The organism is Shewanella sp. 0m-6, assembly GCF_052977325.1.
This window is the reverse complement of sequence record NZ_JBRIMD010000008.1, coordinates 151898-168443: the sequence shown is the minus strand read 5'-3', so window position 1 is coordinate 168443 and position 16546 is coordinate 151898. Positions and strand designations below refer to the sequence as shown.

The window sequence follows — 16546 nt, the reverse complement described above, 5'->3', positions numbered from 1 at the left end:
AGACGTCATAAAAATGTTCAGTCCTAGGTCCTAGGTTCTAGGCCATCACATTTAGTCGTAAGCTCCGACATTAGGCACGCTAAAACTGACATCATTCCAAGGCCAAGGCACCTTCGCCATAAAGGCTGCTAATTCAGGTGAGTCAGCGTGTTGATCACGGATCACAACCATCGTCCTGTGTACATGAAAGGGATGTATAGGCTCATTAGCACCAATGGCGTTAAAGTACTCAGCAAGAATATCTAAATACTCTTTTTTGTCAGCTAGAGCTAACACTGCATCGGCCATTACCGGCGCCCCTTTAAGACCTGACAGATGAGCGGCACAGTCCCAGCTGGCAAACTGCTTGATGATACTTGCTAATAAGTCTGCGCCCTTTTCATCGTAACCTGCTGAAGCAAACAGATCGTACTCACTTTGGACGGTACACCCGTTGACTTGTTGAGTAACAAAGCCAAAGAATAGTGATAACGGCTTATCTTGAGCTTGCTCTTGTTTTAGAGCTTGGTTTGGCGTTTTATTTAAAACTTTATTCTGCTCATTACTTAGCTCTAGCTTTGCATCCAAGTTGGGGGCATTTTTATTCATCAGCTCATAACTGGCGTGGTAATGCAGCTGTAGCTTCGGCATTAAAGCGTTCAGTGTTTCAAGCGTTGCCAGCTTTGCTGACGTATCATTTAAATCTTGATAAAAAATATCGACTTGCCCACTCTGAGTCGGCACTTCAGTCAGCCCTGCAGGTATATCTAATATGACCCCTTTTTGCCGACATACCGCTGAAACAAGACTCGCTGAAGAACCCTGTTTTTTATCAGCGAGATCCATCAGCCAAATACGCCCATCCTCCTCGTCACCAACCGCCACCAATAATTGGTCATCAATTTGAGATTTAATCACAACGGGTTCGAGCCCAAACACCAGCAAAGAGCGAAGAATGCCACCACTATTTCGTTGCATCAGTTGCTTCAGAGGGAATATACATTCACCCGTTAACGATAGCTGCTGCACCACGCCATCTTGCCAGCCAAGCCAAATGCTGTTGCCATCAGCAGCAACAGTGGCCGAGGTTAGACACTCTACAAAGGTTTGCAGCTCATCATGGTGACTTGAGCTGCTATCGCCAGCGGCAATCGCAGTTAATGACGCCACAAGCTCTTCAGCTTGATAACTGGCACAAATTTGTGATGGATTAAGTGTCCTAACACTGCGGCTCCACAGTGCCTTTTTCTGCTTAAAATCGATTAGCTGTAATACAAAATCAAAGCCTGGAGCTTCAGCCTGATCAAAAGCTTCAGCCTGAGCAATCACTTCAGCTTGATTAAGAGCCTCGGCAATCGATTCAGAAGCGTCAGTATCAGTTAATACAGTCATGCTAACCGTCTCAGCATTGGCAAGCAGCGCAATACCGCGTTGGTTATCCATGAAAAAAGTATTACGAACAGAAATTTCCGTCGGTGCGGGCTTGCCTTCAAGTGGATGAACTTTCATCTCAGAACTAAGAGGGCTAAAGCTCACCAGTTGATGCATTCTGCGCTTTTCACGCTGATAAAACACAAACTCATTATCAGCCAAATACACCATACTGCCGTTAACAAACCTAAATGGCATTTCATAACAACTGATATCGGTACAGAGGAGCTCAAAAGAGCCAACTTTTGTATGGCTGTCATTCTCTGCAGCCGCGCTTGCCTGCCTATTTAAGGCTGCGCCTATATCGATACAGTACATTGACCGGGCGCTGCGTCGCCCACCCTGCTTGGCGCCAACGAGCCAAAGCTTGCCATTGTTACAGCAGGCATCATTTGTTGGGTACAACTCTAGCGATGTTAGCGCAACTAAACTCAGCTTGCTTGGCTTGCGGCTTTGAGAGCTAGAAGCTGAGGATGTATTTAAACTCATGTCGGAGCTTATGCCATTGCTGATATCAGAGCGGGCACCAGAGCTGAAACAAGCACTATAAATTCGGCCTATTGAATCCACCGCAATAAAGCGCTCATCATCAAGCCACTCAACCAAAAGCAGTTCGCAGTTATCACTACCAACCAATTCAAACTGACTCAATAGCTCAATATTGAAACCACTGCGTTTAACTATTTGCAGCTGAATCAATCCATCGTAGTACAACCTATGGTGCTGAAAAGAGTATTCATGCTCAGCACTTGTTTCTGAGGTCGTAGTTGCTGAAATCTTTTCTGCTGAGGTAGTTGTTTCCGAAGTAATTGTTGCTGAAATCTTTTCTGCAGAGATAGTTTCAGCTACGGTTTCAGATGCAGTTCCAAGATCAGCAGAACCCGAAAAAAGTGACTTAATAAATTTATTCAATGTAATACATGTCTCATGAAATAAATGGCTCTACAAAGCATCGAACGATAAAGCTAAGAGAAGATAATATTTTCCAATATTATCTGTAGCTTAAGATAGTTTCACTTCAAGTATCAAGCGCTTTATACCAATCTGGGCCGTAACTAAACTCGAGGCCGAAATATGCTTGGTCATTAACCCTGCAAGCAAATTCGGCTAACAATGGCTTCTATACCCAGGCCACCAGCAGATGCCGATGATGATAAGGCTCGCTAAACTCATCTCCTCGGTTATAAACAGTAGCACGGTTCACCTGCCAGCCCAGTAAGCAGACTGCTCACGACTTTCATTATTCACCAGACTGAAATGATTCAAAAGTGAAAGACCTTGATATAGAACGAACTTCAAACTGTTTCAAATGCAGAACAAGGGAAGGTATTTAAGCTTTGGTACAGCCCAAAAAGAAAAATACCCCGGCTATAAATAACCGGGGTAAACCAAACTAGGTGATGGTTTTAAGGCTGACATTGTTTTAGTTCTTAAACCGTCTGTCAGCATTGATGCAAAATGCTTTTAGCTGCTCTGTATAGCGCAATAGAGAGGGGTCATTCTCGATTACACTATAGGACTCAGAACTTTTGAATCAACTGCCTGCAATTGTATTAAAACGAGAACAAACTTCAACTGAAATGATTTTAAGTTGTTTAGCCAAGGCTAAATTCAGCTTGACTAAACAATGTACAGCAGGGATTAAGTGATTGAATAAAAGGCACTTAAGAACTCACTACATTAGCAAGATTTCACACTGTTCAAAATATAAAACAATGTTTCTCCATTTTACTTACGTTTTGCATACAATTCTTTTAAAGGCGCATCCCAATATGGCGGTGTACCGATATGATCTTTTATAAAATCAATAAAGGCACTGACCTTTGGTGCTAAGTGTTTACGTCTTGGGTAAACCGCTTGTAATGGCAAATGATGAGTCAACTGCCAGTCTTCAAGAATTGGCACCAGAGTCCCCTTTTCCAGCTCATCTTCAAGCAGATAGCTTGCTAGATAAACCACACCGAGTCCGCTTACCGCCGCCGACTTTAATGCTGGGGCATTATCGACTCTGAAATTACCTGTTACGCCAATCTCACAGTAATCATCACCTTGCTTAAATTGCCAGATACTGTGCTCATGCCATTCACCTTGATATACCAAGCAGTTATGGTCTACTAACTGCTCTGGGCGGCTAGGTACACCATGCTTCTCTACATATGATGGCGACGCGGCTAACAAGAACTGACATTTCATCAGTGGTCTTGCAACCATCCCAAGTGGCAATTGCTCTGACATCGTAAGTAGTAGGTCTAAACCTTCACTAACCACGTCGACTTTATGGTCAAGTAAGCTAACTTGAAGTTCGAGCTCTGGATGCTTAGCCATAAACTCTGGCAAAGCAGGGATGATGTGCATGGTACCGAATGACTGAGAAATACCCACTTTCAATACGCCTCGGGTAGCATCATTAAGATTATGAACGCTAGCAACAGCTTGGTCGGCATCTCTTAATAACTCTTCTCCTTGGGCATACAATAGATGGCCCGCCTCAGTTAAACTCAAGCTTCTTGTGGTACGTTGAATCAATTGAACACCAAGCTTATGCTCCAGATCGGCCACTTGGGTACTTACTTTAGACTTTGATATGCCTAACTTTCTCGCCGCAGAGCTAAAACTGCCCGCTCGAGCCACATGGGTAAAAATTGCGATTGGTTCTAAAAGTTCTAACATGTAAATCGCCTTAAGGTGTTTACGACAGTAATAGTACTTCCATCGCTAAGACATGCTGTTTTCTATTAAAAACAATATCTTAAGTGAATATATGTACGCTAGAGTAGAGTTTGTATTATGTAACCAATAGTTGGTTTTTGTTTTTATTTTTAGAAGTATACCAAAAAATCCCCATAACTCATCAAATATGTAGTTTGGGCTAGGTACAAAGGGGATCGGTAGTACAAAAGTCTAGTGAGGCTTTAAATGTAAAAACCCCTGCATAAAGGGGGGATGCAGGGGAGGTTGCAAATCAATCAAGGCAACAGCTTTACTTCATTGTTTTACCAAGCGTATATCTTAGTAACGAGTCCAGTGAAGTAATGTTTACTCAAGCATAGTGGTATTAGAGGATTCAACTAAAGGATAGCTAGCAAGTTCTGGGATCTCGTCACGCAACTGTTGCTCCAGTACCACTAAGGTTTTAAATCTTTCGCATAGCTTTTCGCCACGGGCTTCTAGATCAGCGGCTTGCTGCTCCATCTGCATCTCGATATCATCACCAATGGTTTCCATCTTTTGAGAAAAAGAGTCCATCTTCTGTTCAAAGCTATCACCGTCGCCCGACATCATTTGTGCGCCTAAAGTCATCATCATGCTGCCGAGTGAGTTCTGCACTAACTCTTCCATCTCTTGCTCAAACTCCTCTCCAAAGGCATCTTCTAGTGATGACTCTGTCGAGCCAAGGTAAAACGTATCGCCATGTTGGTACGCTACGCTTTCGATTCGTTGCTCAAGACCTGACATCATTTCGTCAATCTTAGCACCTGCGCTATCACCTAACAGTGGGGTTAACGCAAGACTCACTGCAGAAGAAGCCATTCCAACCGCATCATTAACCAGTTCAATCACCTCAGGTACTTGCGAAGAAACCTCTTGTGAATACTGACTCACTAATGCTTGCTGCTGTTTATTAAGTGACACTTGCTTGCCATTAACAAATAGCTCATCCATTTCGATGCGATACTTTTCATCACCAACCTCACTGACAATCAGTTTCTTAGGCTCTACCGTGACGTCATAATTAAGCGCGACTTCGCACTCTTTATTCATTGACTGGTCGCTATGAGCGGCAACGGTTTGTAGACTCGTTGCTGATAGCAACACGGCTGAGATCCCAACAGAGGTAAGTAGTTTTTTCATCGCATCAATCCTTTATCGCTATAGTCTGTATGATATTATTTTCAATCTTGACGTAAATAAAGCATAGACCATGCCAAACAAGCTAACACCATGTTTTTAAAGGTTATCACTTGAGTTGTATAGAGGTGATACACGCTGCTAAATAATATATTTGGCCAATTAAGCTAACAATTGGCCAAATATCAAAAACAGCTGATGTTGATACTGATGTAGGAACTAATTGTAGAAACTGACTATAGTGACTGGCTGTAGACAATTGACTGAGTAAAACTAAAAAATCGAACGGCCTAAAGTCTGACTCAAGGCTTCTAACACTGCCGTGCCCGCTAAAGAGTTGCCATTGGCATCAAGCTCCGGAGACCAAACACATACAGACATGTCACCAGGGATCACCGCGATAATGCCACCGCCGACACCGCTCTTACCCGGCATACCGACGCGATAAGCGAACTCACCCGCACCGTCATAAAGGCCGGATGTGGCTAATAACGCATTTAACTGCCGATTCTGTACAGGACTAATTAACTGTTTACCAGCAAGGCTTTTACCTGAGTTAGCTAAGTAAAACATAGCACGGGAAAGATCTGCGCAGCTCATGCGAAGTGAGCAATAGTGAAAGTAGCTGTGCAACACAGTATCAACGTCGTTATTAAAATTACCGAATGATTTCATCAAGTAAGCTATCGCGGCGTTTCTTGCGCTGTGTTGATATTCAGATGCGGCAACGATTTTATCGTATCCCACTCTATTGTTTTCACTTAAACCACGAACAATCTCAAGCATACGGTGCTTAGGCGCACCTAAACGACTTTGCAAAAGATCGGCAATAACCAGCGCACCGGCATTGATAAATGGATTTCGCGGTAAGCCTTTTTCCAATTCAACTTGAACTAAAGAGTTAAAAGAATGGCCTGAGGGTTCTTTACCGACTCTCGACCAAATCTCATCTTCTTCATACAGCATTAGCGCCAAGGTAAGACTAAATACCTTAGAAATACTCTGAATTGAAAAGGGCTCGAGATAATCTCCAGCCCCTATAGTGACACCGTCAGAGGTCGTCACTGCAATACCTAACTTATTAGCATCAACTTGGGCAAGGGCTGGAATATAGTCAGCCACTTTACCCTGTCCTAGAAGAGGTCGTACTTTTTCTAGGATCTCTTCAAGTAATGCCAATTCAGGCATTAGCCCCACCAAATATCGTAAAGCTCGCCAATTTCGAGATCAGATACAGGTTGAGCGTCAAAGAATGCTTTAACTGCAGCTCGGTGCTCTTCTGTACACTTGCCGATACCTTGAGTGGCAATAATACCTTCCCACTCTTTGTGTCCACCGCCGTGATAACCTAGGTCGTTAGGTTCAATCACTTCATCGATAAACTGATCAACGATTGCATCAATTTGCTCTTCTGTTACTGACTCATTAAAAATCCAGTTAACGTCAAATCCAAACTCTTGGAACTCATCAACGCGTAATTTCTTACGTAAGCGACGGCTACGGTTTGCTGCCATGGTTGTTCTCCTAGATAGCTTATTTACAGTATATAAATTCGGTTTAGCGCTTAAACACGCTCAAACATAAGATCCCAAACCCCATGACCTAAACGGTGGCCACGCGCTTCGAATTTAGTCAATGGACGATGATCTGGACGTTCAACAACATCACCTGTCGCAGATTGGTTTTTATAACCAGGCGCGGCATTCATCACTTCTAGCATATGTTCGCTGTAGTTTTCCCAATCTGTTGCCAGATGGAATACACCGCCAACCTTAAGTTTCTTGCGGATCAATTCAGCAAATGGTGCTTGAACGATACGGCGCTTATGATGACGAGTTTTATGCCAAGGATCTGGGAAGAACAATTGCACACAAGCCAGACTGCCTTCAGCAATGCTATTTTCAAGTACTTCAATTGCATCATGGTGATAAACACGTAAGTTAGTCACGCCCGCTTCAGCAGCTTCTGCCAAGCATGCACCGACGCCGGGTTTATGCACTTCGATACCGATAAAGTTAAGCTCAGGAGCCGCCTTAGCCATTTCCACCAATGACGCGCCCATGCCAAAGCCGATCTCTAGAACGGTATCTGCTTCACGACCAAATACTTCGACTAAATCAATCGATTCTGGAGTGTAATCTAGGCCCATGATTGGCCATTGCTGCTCCATTGCTTGAGCTTGGCCTTTAGTTAAACGGCCCTCTCTCAATACAAAGCTTCTCACTTTGCGAAGGTATTTACCTTCTTCATTGAATTCAGCGGTTGTTACGTCGCTCATTTTCGCCCTCGCTTAAGACAGCATAATTTAAAAAAGAAAGGCATTATCCAAAGTTCAACCTTCAGTGCAAGCCTTATTGTGGCGAAATTATACCAATAATCTCAGTTTGTGCGAGCAGTGCCTTTGCTTTACAGCTAAATAAGCCATATTTTGCTTACAACTCCAGCCACTTTGCCATAAAAAGCCCTGTGCTTTGCTTGTTTAAACCCTAGGCTAAAGTTACACTGCGCCGATGAAAACTACCGCGCTTTTTTCAACAAGAATTATCGAATGGTACGACAACTTTGGTCGTAAACAACTTCCTTGGCAACTCAATAAAACCCCATATAAAGTATGGATTTCAGAGATCATGCTCCAGCAAACGCAAGTTGCTACGGTTATCCCCTATTTCGAAAAGTTTATCGCACGATTTCCAGATATTGATAGCCTAGCCTGTGCCGAGCAGGACGAAGTGTTGCATCACTGGACTGGACTTGGTTATTACGCGCGCGCCAGAAACCTACATAAAGCCGCACAAATAATGCAGTCTGATTTTAATGGCGAGTTTCCAACTCACTTTGATGATGTTTTGGCATTACCTGGTATTGGTCGTTCAACGGCAGGTGCAGTGCTTTCGCTATCTTTAGGACTCAACTTTGCTATTCTCGACGGTAATGTGAAGCGTGTTTTAGCTCGCCATGGTGCAATCGAAGGCTGGCCAGGTAAAAAACCTGTCGAGCAGCAACTTTGGCAATTAACCGAAATGTTAACCCCAGCTAAAGATATTCAAAAATATAATCAGGCCATGATGGATATTGGTGCAACAGTCTGTACGCGCTCCAAGCCTAACTGCGCCCAATGCCCTGTAGCCATAGACTGTAAAGCCCAGTTAAGTGGCCGGCAGACCGAATATCCAGGTAAAAAACCAAAGAAATCCATTCCAGAAAAGTTTGCTTGGCTATTAGTCATAGAAGATGAGCATCAAGTGCATCTTGAGAAACGACCACCCGTGGGTATTTGGGGCGGTCTCTGGTGCTTTCCTCAATTTGCAGAGCGCGCCGAACTCGACGCTTATATTAAAGACAAGCAACTAAAAATGACCTCGCAACAAGAGTTAGTCGGTTTTAGACACACTTTTAGCCACTTTCACCTCGATATCCAGCCGGTGTTGGTCCGAGTAAGTGGTATTAGCAATAACCAGATCATGGAACAAAGTTCCACGCTCTGGTATAACTTATCTCATCCACCTAAAGTTGGTTTAGCCGCCGCTACTGAGCGAATTCTGGCTGACTTAGGTTCTGTATTAATTAAGGAGTAATCATGGCTCGCACAGTAAACTGCGTGTACTTAAACAAAGAAGCAGAAGGCCTAGGTTTTCAGCTTTACCCAGGTGACTTGGGCAAGCGTATTTTCGACAATGTCAGTAAAGAAGCTTGGGCACTTTGGCAGTCAAAACAAACCATGCTGATCAACGAAAAGAAACTGAACATGATGAATGTTGATGACCGTAAGTTCTTAGAAGAGCAGATGGTAAACTTTTTGTTTGAAGGTAAAGATGTCGAAATTGAAGGCTACGTGCCGCAAAAAGACGACGAGTAACTGACTGTTTAGCATTAGTTCGAGCTGGTCGCAGCTTTAGTCTGCGCCACAATGTAACGTCATCAAAAACGCCGCTTAAATTAATTTAAGCGGCGTTTTGTTTTATCTATTTAAAGCACTTTTTGGTGACTTGAAATTACTTACGAATTCCTTCTACCACTAAATCTAAAACCACATTAGCTGATGCTGGCCCTAAATCGACTTTAACGTCATAGTCTTTTAAGGCAAATTCAGTGCTGCCAACAAAACCTGAACGATAGCCGCCCCATGGGTCACTGCCCTCACCTATTATTTTGGCATCTATGGCTAACGGCTTTGTGACACCATTAAAAGTAAAGTCACCATTAATAACAAAATTGCCGTCGCCCTTGTCTACTGCTGATGTTGATACAAAGCGTGCCTGCGGAAATTTGCCCGTATTTAAGAAGTCGCCACTACGTAAATGCTTATCTCGCTCAGCATGATTAGAATCGACGCTGGCTGTCTTAATAGTCACATTGACTGTAGAATCTGCAATATTGTTGATATCGAAGCTAAAATCACCTGCAAATTGATTAAAACGGCCTACCACAAAGCTATAACCTAAATGGCTTACTTTAAATTCGATAGAGGCATGCGCGCCCTCTGTATCTATCACATAGTCTGCGGCTTGCGCGGTACTTACCATACTCATAGAAGTGGTTACTGATGCTGTTAATGCTAGAGCTAAAAATTGGCTGTTCATATTCTATCCTTGTTTATCGTGCGCTCGATTAAATGAGCTAAATCGTTTGAGCTGGTTAATCTTTGCTGTCATAGCGGCGTAACTTTAAGGCCCTATGGCAATGGCTTAATCATTCTGCTTAGGGTTTTGTCTTTATCAATATAGTGATGTTTGAATGCCCCTATAGCATGAATAACCACCAGAGCAATTAGCCCATAAGCTAAATATTGATGAATAGCCCCAGCGATATCGGCTTGTTTGCTTATCAACTCACCAAAACTTGGCACCTCTAACCAATCAAATATCCAAATACCTCTGCCATCCGCCGTCGAAATGAGATAACCACTGAGCATAATCAGCAGCATTAATAGATAAAGTGCATTGTGCGCTAAGTGAGCTGCACGTTTTTCCCAAGGCTTATGGGTCGTCAACTCGGCCGGCTTAACCGAAAAATAACGCCAAACGAGTCTAATTAAAGTCAGTAGCAGCAATAACAACCCAATACTCTTATGCAGATGGGGGGCAGTTTGGTACCAACTGCTGTAATAGGTTAAATCGACCATCCAAAAGCCGACGGCAAACAGTCCAATCACAGCGATGGCTGATAACCAATGGATCAAAATGGCCACCAAGCCGTAAGAGTTATCTGTATTGCGAAACATAATTTTCCCAGCACCTAGTTAATGAACCCATCATACAAACTATTTTTAAACATAAAACCAGTAAATTTAGGCGGTTAAATTCTATTTTTTAGAAAGGTTTTGCTCGATAGCTAAGCAAACTGCTCATGGTTGAATAAAGCAGCTCAAACATCGCGGTATTACTATTGCTGTTTTCGTTAACGCTTTATTAATAGCGCAACGGTTAATCAATTGATGAGCGCATGGGCTCAGTTGATTGTTCTGATTTATCAAGCTGCACACAAACTAGCCGAACAATCATTAATGAGTAAAAAAGCCCTTGCAGGATTTTATATCCCGCTATAAGATACGCGCACTCCAAACGGGACAGGCCTTAACGCCATCTAGTTTGCAGTAGCAAATCTAACGTTTACATTTATGTATCGCTAGTTGCCCGAATAGCTCAGTCGGTAGAGCAGAGGATTGAAAATCCTCGTGTCCCTGGTTCGATTCCGGGTTCGGGCACCAACATTTTTTAATGAGTGACTTAACAATAGTTAATTGACTGGTTAAACAAATAAGCCGGCATAGCTCAGTTGGTAGAGCAACTGACTTGTAATCAGTAGGTCCCGAGTTCGACTCTTGGTGCCGGCACCATAAAAACAAAAAAGCCACTCAATAGAGTGGCTTTTTTGTATCTAAAATCAGCAAGCATATTCCCAAAGTTATACCCAATCTATACCTAAGCTACATCACTCAATAAATTATCTTTCTATCACACAGGGGATTGCTCACCTGACTGAATAATTTGTGTCAGGTAGCCACTGTAACTCATGCATACTTAACTATCACAATTAATTTAATGAAACCTGATTTAGCCAAACCCAATGTGACGCAGCCCGATTCAATCGATTTCGAATGACTGCAACCTACCCTTTTTAGCTATAGCTTACTTTTGCTAACGCCTTTTGCTAAATTCTGCTTAGCTTGCTAATGAACTTACGACTGAAACTGACGGCTTTGCTTACTGTTTAAATCGCAAGCATCATGATTCGGTTATTTTTCATAGCACCTAGCGTTCATAGCACCTAACTTTCATAGTATCTAACTTTCATAGCACCTAGCGTTCATAGTATCTAGTTTTCATAGCACCTAACTTTCATAGCACCTAACTTTCATAGCACCTAGCGTTCATAGTATCTAACTTTCATAGTATCTTGCGTTCATAGTATCTTGCTTTGCCAGCAAACATATTTACCTGACTTACCCCTTTGCTGTGAAAGCTTACAGCTCATAGTGGCGAAGCAAATGGCGCCACTGCGCAAATAAAGCTCAAGCAGCCTTAAAAACAAGCGCAAACCTCGGGGAGAGCTTATTTGTTGCGCAGTTGCACACTTAGGTACTTGCACCTTCAAAAACATCGCTATATTATACGCGCACTCCAAACGGGACTGGCTTTAACGCCATCAAGTTTGCAGTAGCAAATCTAACGCTTACATTTAGTAGCGATTAGTTGCCCGAATAGCTCAGTCGGTAGAGCAGAGGATTGAAAATCCTCGTGTCCCTGGTTCGATTCCGGGTTCGGGCACCAACATTTTTTAATGAGTGAGTTAACAATAGTTAATTGACTGGTTAAACAAATAAGCCGGCATAGCTCAGTTGGTAGAGCAACTGACTTGTAATCAGTAGGTCCCGAGTTCGACTCTTGGTGCCGGCACCATAAAAACAAAAAAGCCACTCCTTCGAGTGGCTTTTTTGTGTCTGTAATTTAACAATGTATTCTTAGTCGACATGCGGTTAACGTTTAAAACACTACTGGTGCTGCTCCCCCTTTAACAGGTAATCAAAGTCAGTATAAAGATTTGCTCCCTCAGCCAGAGCTTAGCGCTGCAGAGGCAAGGCCATTCATGGCTCTTCGGTAACTGCGCCTGCGTTACTCAGCCTCCTATATTCATATAGCCTTGTTTTCATATAGTCGTGTATTCATACAAGCTTGCATTTATGATATTTCCAGCAGCAAACCTTAACGGATAGAGGAAATGTCTTATGTATGTCGGGAACATACAAGACCATGTGGTTTGCAACGAGTGAAGAGCATAGTCATTTTACGTTTAAGCTCGTTACACAGTATCAGAGCCGCTAAAACTTGCCTGTAAGGAGCGTTTTTGCGGCCTCCTTCTGCATTGAATAGGCTCAGAAGAAAACAACTATTATGTCATCCATTCGCCTTGAAAGAGTTTGCCAAGAAACACTCTGAGTAGATCAACTTCTTATACTGATTGGTATAATGAGCCTTCAGTCAGTGGTTATTTTCAAAAGCCACCTGTTAGCAATAGCTAACCCACGCAATAAAATCGTCATCATTAACTGTCTTAATCTGTGTCTAAACGCACTATCTTGAGCAGTACTTGAGCAATGACAGTGGTAAATAACTTACTTTAGACAGCTTTAGATTGCGATTCGTCGCCACAAAACAAAAAAGCACTTGCACCTTATAAAACATCACTATATTATACGCGCACTCCAAACGAGACAGGCTTTAAATGCTGTGTTTGAAGTAGCAAATCTAACGCCTACATTAGTAGCGATTAGTTGCCCGAATAGCTCAGTCGGTAGAGCAGAGGATTGAAAATCCTCGTGTCCCTGGTTCGATTCCGGGTTCGGGCACCAACATTTTTTAATGAGTGACTTAACAATCGTTAATTGACTGGTTAAACAAATAAGCCGGCATAGCTCAGTTGGTAGAGCAACTGACTTGTAATCAGTAGGTCCCGAGTTCGACTCTTGGTGCCGGCACCATAAAAACAAAAAAGCCACTCAATAGAGTGGCTTTTTTGTATCTGTAATTGCTCATCATTTAAAGTTCTTAATACTAAAGAAAAATCTAACGAGATAGACGCCTAACCTCCCATGCGTCTCCTATAGCACTCTAGCACTTTGTATAAGCGTTATGTTGTTCCTGAACGCTTTTCCCACCTTTGCCATGCTTTGCCCTTAAAAAAACAAAAAGGAGCCCTTAGGCTCCTTTATGGATCAAACCTCAACATTAAAGAGGCATGACAGAGTGACTAAGCTGATTACCAGCTGCGCATCTTATGGCCTTTTAAGGCGTAGAATAAGATAAACAGATAACAAGGTAAGCCAACCCAATACGCAACCTGTGTATTGCCTGCAAAGTAGGCCACTTTACCAAATACCAAAGGTAAGATTGCACCACCTGAGATCCCCATGATTAATAGAGCTGAACCTTGAGCCGTGTACTTACCTAAACCTTCTAGTGCTAACGGCCAGATTGATGGCCATACAAGTGCATGAGCTAAACCCATCATAGCGACAAATGTCACCGTATCAGGGATCACCGGAATACCGCTCCAGCCCCAAAGAATATCAGCAATCATTGTGCTTTCACGAGAACCTAACGCAGCACCAATAATACAGGCAATCCCCGCTAGAGCTGAGCCAAGTAGTGCCTTTTCTTGACTAATAAACTTAGGAATACAAGTCACACCAATAATGTAGCCAAACACCATAAACACCATGGTGTAAGACGTCAGTGAAGCAAAGTTATTTACCCCTAAACTCTCACCGTACAAACCAATTGTGTCACCAGCAATAACCTCGACACCAACATAAGCAAACAAAGCAACTGCGCCTAGTACCACTTGTGGAAAGTGAGTAATACCACCCTTTTCTTGATGATCATCAGCCACTTCAAACTCTAGCTCTGGCAGCGATGAAAACTTAACTAAACCAATTAAGAACGTCAGTGCTATAGCCATATAAATATAAGGCATCACCAGTCTTGATGATAGCTCATTGATCTGCGCTAAACGGTCGGCCTCGCTCAATGCCGCTAAGTGATCGGCAGTAAAATTTTCAAAACCTGATAATACCAATGCAGTAAATAAGATAGGTACGATGACACCAGCACCTTTGTTAATCAAACCCATAATACTAATACGCATTGCGGCGCTTTCTTTAGGGCCAATATGCACAACATAAGGGTTAGATGCGGTTTGCAAAATGGTCAATCCCGTACCCAATACAAATAACGCTCCTAGGAATAGGATAAAGTTGGCACTCTGGGCAGCGGGAATAAAGAGTAATGAGCCAACAACCATAATAGCTAGGCCTATCGCCATACCATTTTTATAACCCGTCTTCTTAAGTATCGATGACATTGGTAGTGCCATCACCGTATAAGCTATATAGAACGCAAACGTAACAAATAACGCTTGGAATTCATTAAGCTCACAAATGATTTTAAGGAAGGGGATCAGTGAGCCATTAAGCCAAGTCACAAATCCGAAGATGAAAAAGAGCACACCTATAATGGTCATAGGCAGTAAGCTGCTCTTGGGGCTAACTTGAGCCTGAGTCGTTGCTGTCATGTATTAAACCTGCTTCTTATAGTAATTGATTTTATGATACCAGATTAAACTGCTACCCCATCCTTCATTGATACCACTTAGCTTTTGCAGACTGTCATCTGCTTATATTCTGTGCTTAGCTTTTTAACGTAGTGCTAATTCAAAGCCCAATGTTTCATCGATGTTAAAGCATTATTGCAAAAAAGACAACGCTGTCATTTTTACTTAAACAACCTATTTAACTTAGTTAAAGTTGCCTCCCCGCTTACTCCCAGGCAGTATAAAGCCCAAGCTTTAGATTTAACTTAAGAGTAAGTTTAAGGCTAACAACTTAAACCTTGATGAAAATCTCGCGCTTATACATCCAGTAAAGTACCAACCACTGCACCAATAATAAGCCTATAACGCTTGCTAATGCCTGCGCATTCTCAGGCAAACTTAAAATCACGCCACCAAATAAGCTGCTTGCGGTGTAGTTCCAATTTACGATACTCGAAGCAATATAAATCACAATTGAGTTGCAGCCAATGACCGTAAATAAAAAGGCCCATTTCTGCACTTTAATGACATCAATGATGGCGTAAAACAGTGCCAAGAGCAGTATGCTCCAACCCGATGTCACTAAGGTAAAACTGCTGGTCCATAGGGTTTTGTTCACAGGAATGAGAGGAGATAACAACCAGCCTCCCCCAACGAACGCGATACCCGATGCCATTAATATAGCCACTTTATACCAGTCACCTTGAGCATGGGGCTTGACGATAAAGTGCCCCACAAACACTCCTATTAAGCCATTAACTACAGCAGGGATCGTCGAGAGTATACCTTCTGGATCAACCGCCGCATTTTGATAAGTCACTCCAGGTAAAAACAAACTATCAACTGCCGCATTAATTGAGCCCGTCACAGTAAATGGACCTGTGTCATCAAGGGATATAACGGGAAAGGCTTGTAGTAAAGCATAACCAATTAGCACTGTAATCGCGGTGATAATTTGTGTCCGCAAGCTAGTGTGCCAAACCAGTAAAGCACAAAAAAACCAAGCAAACGCGATTCTGCCTAACACACTGGCATAGCGAACGTCGCCAGCAGAAAATGGTGCCCCTGTACCCCAGCCATGGTTATAAATCACGCCAAAAAACAGTAATAACAGCAGTCGTTTTACCGCATGTTTATATAAAGGAAAACGTTGAGGTATTGGCAACTTATCAAGGCGTTTTGGTGACAAGCCTAATGCGACACCTGACAGGAAAATAAATAACGGGAAAATTAAGTCGTAGAAGGTAAAGCCGTTCCAAGCACTATGATGCATTTGCGCGTCAAACCACTTAAAGCCAGCCCAACCGGTCATCACCAACAAAGCAGCAAAAATAGCTTCGCCACCTAAGATCCAGAACATATCAAAGCCACGTAATGCATCTAAAGACTTGAGCCTAAGCTTTACTCTGGGCTTTTCATTTGATTGGGGGTTATTTGTTATTATTGTCATGGTAACGACCCTTTCTACGACTTTTTATAATGGGTATAAATCAAAGCCTTTGTTTTTCAAGTTAGTATTCACTACTGAGGCTTTGATTGACAGCTTCGTTGTTAACTGTAAATTCTTAGCTACTGAGTACTTGAGTGCTGAGTACTTGAGTGCTTAAGTGCTGAGCTCCTAAATACAGAGCTCTAAAATGCTTAGTGATTGAGCCCTTGGATACATAATCCTTGAGTACTTAATCCTTGGGTACTGAGG

At 42.6% G+C, this 16546-nt stretch carries 12 protein-coding genes and 6 tRNA genes; 8 read left to right on the top strand and 10 right to left on the bottom strand.

The annotated features are described in order from the left end of the window. Window positions 1-51 precede the first annotated feature (51 nt). The 6 genes from ACVBJC_RS08810 to trmB form a co-directional block, all read right to left on the bottom strand. Window positions 52-2322: a hypothetical protein gene (locus ACVBJC_RS08810; RefSeq protein WP_447160487.1), complete on the bottom strand. Its 2271-nt coding sequence runs from the start codon at window positions 2320-2322 to the stop codon at window positions 52-54. A gap of 816 nt (window positions 2323-3138) precedes the next feature. Beyond that, window positions 3139-4080 carry a LysR family transcriptional regulator gene (locus ACVBJC_RS08805; RefSeq protein ID WP_447160486.1) on the bottom strand — a complete coding sequence of 314 codons (942 nt, stop codon included), beginning with the start codon at window positions 4078-4080 and terminating at the stop codon, window positions 3139-3141. A 366-nt stretch (window positions 4081-4446) separates the two neighbouring features. Then, window positions 4447-5262 (bottom strand): YggN family protein, encoded by an 816-nt coding sequence (locus tag ACVBJC_RS08800; protein WP_447160485.1) that lies wholly within the window; start codon window positions 5260-5262, stop codon window positions 4447-4449. 270 nt (window positions 5263-5532) lie between these two features. Beyond that, entirely contained in the window at window positions 5533-6447 is a 915-nt protein-coding gene (gene glsB / locus ACVBJC_RS08795) for a glutaminase B (protein WP_447160484.1), read from the bottom strand. Next, a complete protein-coding gene (locus ACVBJC_RS08790; protein ID WP_447160483.1) occupies window positions 6447-6773 on the bottom strand; it encodes a YggL family protein in 327 nt (108 codons plus the stop codon). Before ACVBJC_RS08790 ends, glsB begins: the two co-directional genes overlap by 1 nt. Window positions 6774-6823: 50 nt before the next feature. After that, window positions 6824-7537 carry a tRNA (guanosine(46)-N7)-methyltransferase TrmB gene (gene trmB / locus ACVBJC_RS08785; RefSeq protein WP_447160482.1) on the bottom strand — a complete coding sequence of 238 codons (714 nt, stop codon included), beginning with the start codon at window positions 7535-7537 and terminating at the stop codon, window positions 6824-6826. A 232-nt stretch (window positions 7538-7769) separates the two neighbouring features. Between trmB and mutY the strand changes: the two genes are divergently transcribed. Beyond that, on the top strand, window positions 7770-8834 hold the full coding sequence (gene mutY / locus ACVBJC_RS08780; protein WP_447160481.1) for an A/G-specific adenine glycosylase: 1065 nt from the start codon (window positions 7770-7772) through the stop codon (window positions 8832-8834). 2 nt (window positions 8835-8836) lie between these two features. Continuing rightward, a complete protein-coding gene (locus ACVBJC_RS08775) occupies window positions 8837-9115 on the top strand; it encodes an oxidative damage protection protein (RefSeq protein WP_012276265.1) in 279 nt (92 codons plus the stop codon). A 136-nt stretch (window positions 9116-9251) separates the two neighbouring features. Here the strand turns inward: ACVBJC_RS08775 and ACVBJC_RS08770 are convergent, their stop codons facing one another. Beyond that, window positions 9252-9839 carry a YceI family protein gene (locus tag ACVBJC_RS08770; protein WP_447160480.1) on the bottom strand — a complete coding sequence of 196 codons (588 nt, stop codon included), beginning with the start codon at window positions 9837-9839 and terminating at the stop codon, window positions 9252-9254. A gap of 92 nt (window positions 9840-9931) precedes the next feature. Further along, entirely contained in the window at window positions 9932-10480 is a 549-nt protein-coding gene (locus ACVBJC_RS08765) for a cytochrome b (protein ID WP_447160479.1), read from the bottom strand. A gap of 410 nt (window positions 10481-10890) precedes the next feature. Here ACVBJC_RS08765 and ACVBJC_RS08760 point away from each other — a divergent pair. The 6 genes from ACVBJC_RS08760 to ACVBJC_RS08735 all read left to right on the top strand — a co-directional run bounded on the left by ACVBJC_RS08760 (window position 10891) and on the right by ACVBJC_RS08735 (window position 13237). Then, window positions 10891-10966, top strand: a tRNA-Phe gene (locus ACVBJC_RS08760). Window positions 10967-11019: 53 nt separating this feature from the next. Then, window positions 11020-11095, top strand: a tRNA-Thr gene (locus tag ACVBJC_RS08755). Window positions 11096-11953: 858 nt separating this feature from the next. Then, window positions 11954-12029 (top strand) — tRNA-Phe (locus tag ACVBJC_RS08750). Window positions 12030-12082: 53 nt separating this feature from the next. Continuing rightward, window positions 12083-12158 (top strand) — tRNA-Thr (locus tag ACVBJC_RS08745). 874 nt (window positions 12159-13032) lie between these two features. Then, a tRNA-Phe gene (locus tag ACVBJC_RS08740) sits at window positions 13033-13108 on the top strand. Window positions 13109-13161: 53 nt separating this feature from the next. Further along, window positions 13162-13237, top strand: a tRNA-Thr gene (locus tag ACVBJC_RS08735). 278 nt (window positions 13238-13515) lie between these two features. Here the strand turns inward: ACVBJC_RS08735 and ACVBJC_RS08730 are convergent. Further along, window positions 13516-14829 (bottom strand): sugar MFS transporter, encoded by a 1314-nt coding sequence (locus tag ACVBJC_RS08730; RefSeq protein WP_447160478.1) that lies wholly within the window; start codon window positions 14827-14829, stop codon window positions 13516-13518. A 310-nt stretch (window positions 14830-15139) separates the two neighbouring features. Continuing rightward, window positions 15140-16297 carry a transmembrane glucosamine N-acetyltransferase NagX gene (gene nagX / locus ACVBJC_RS08725; protein WP_447160477.1) on the bottom strand — a complete coding sequence of 386 codons (1158 nt, stop codon included), beginning with the start codon at window positions 16295-16297 and terminating at the stop codon, window positions 15140-15142. Window positions 16298-16546 lie beyond the last annotated feature (249 nt).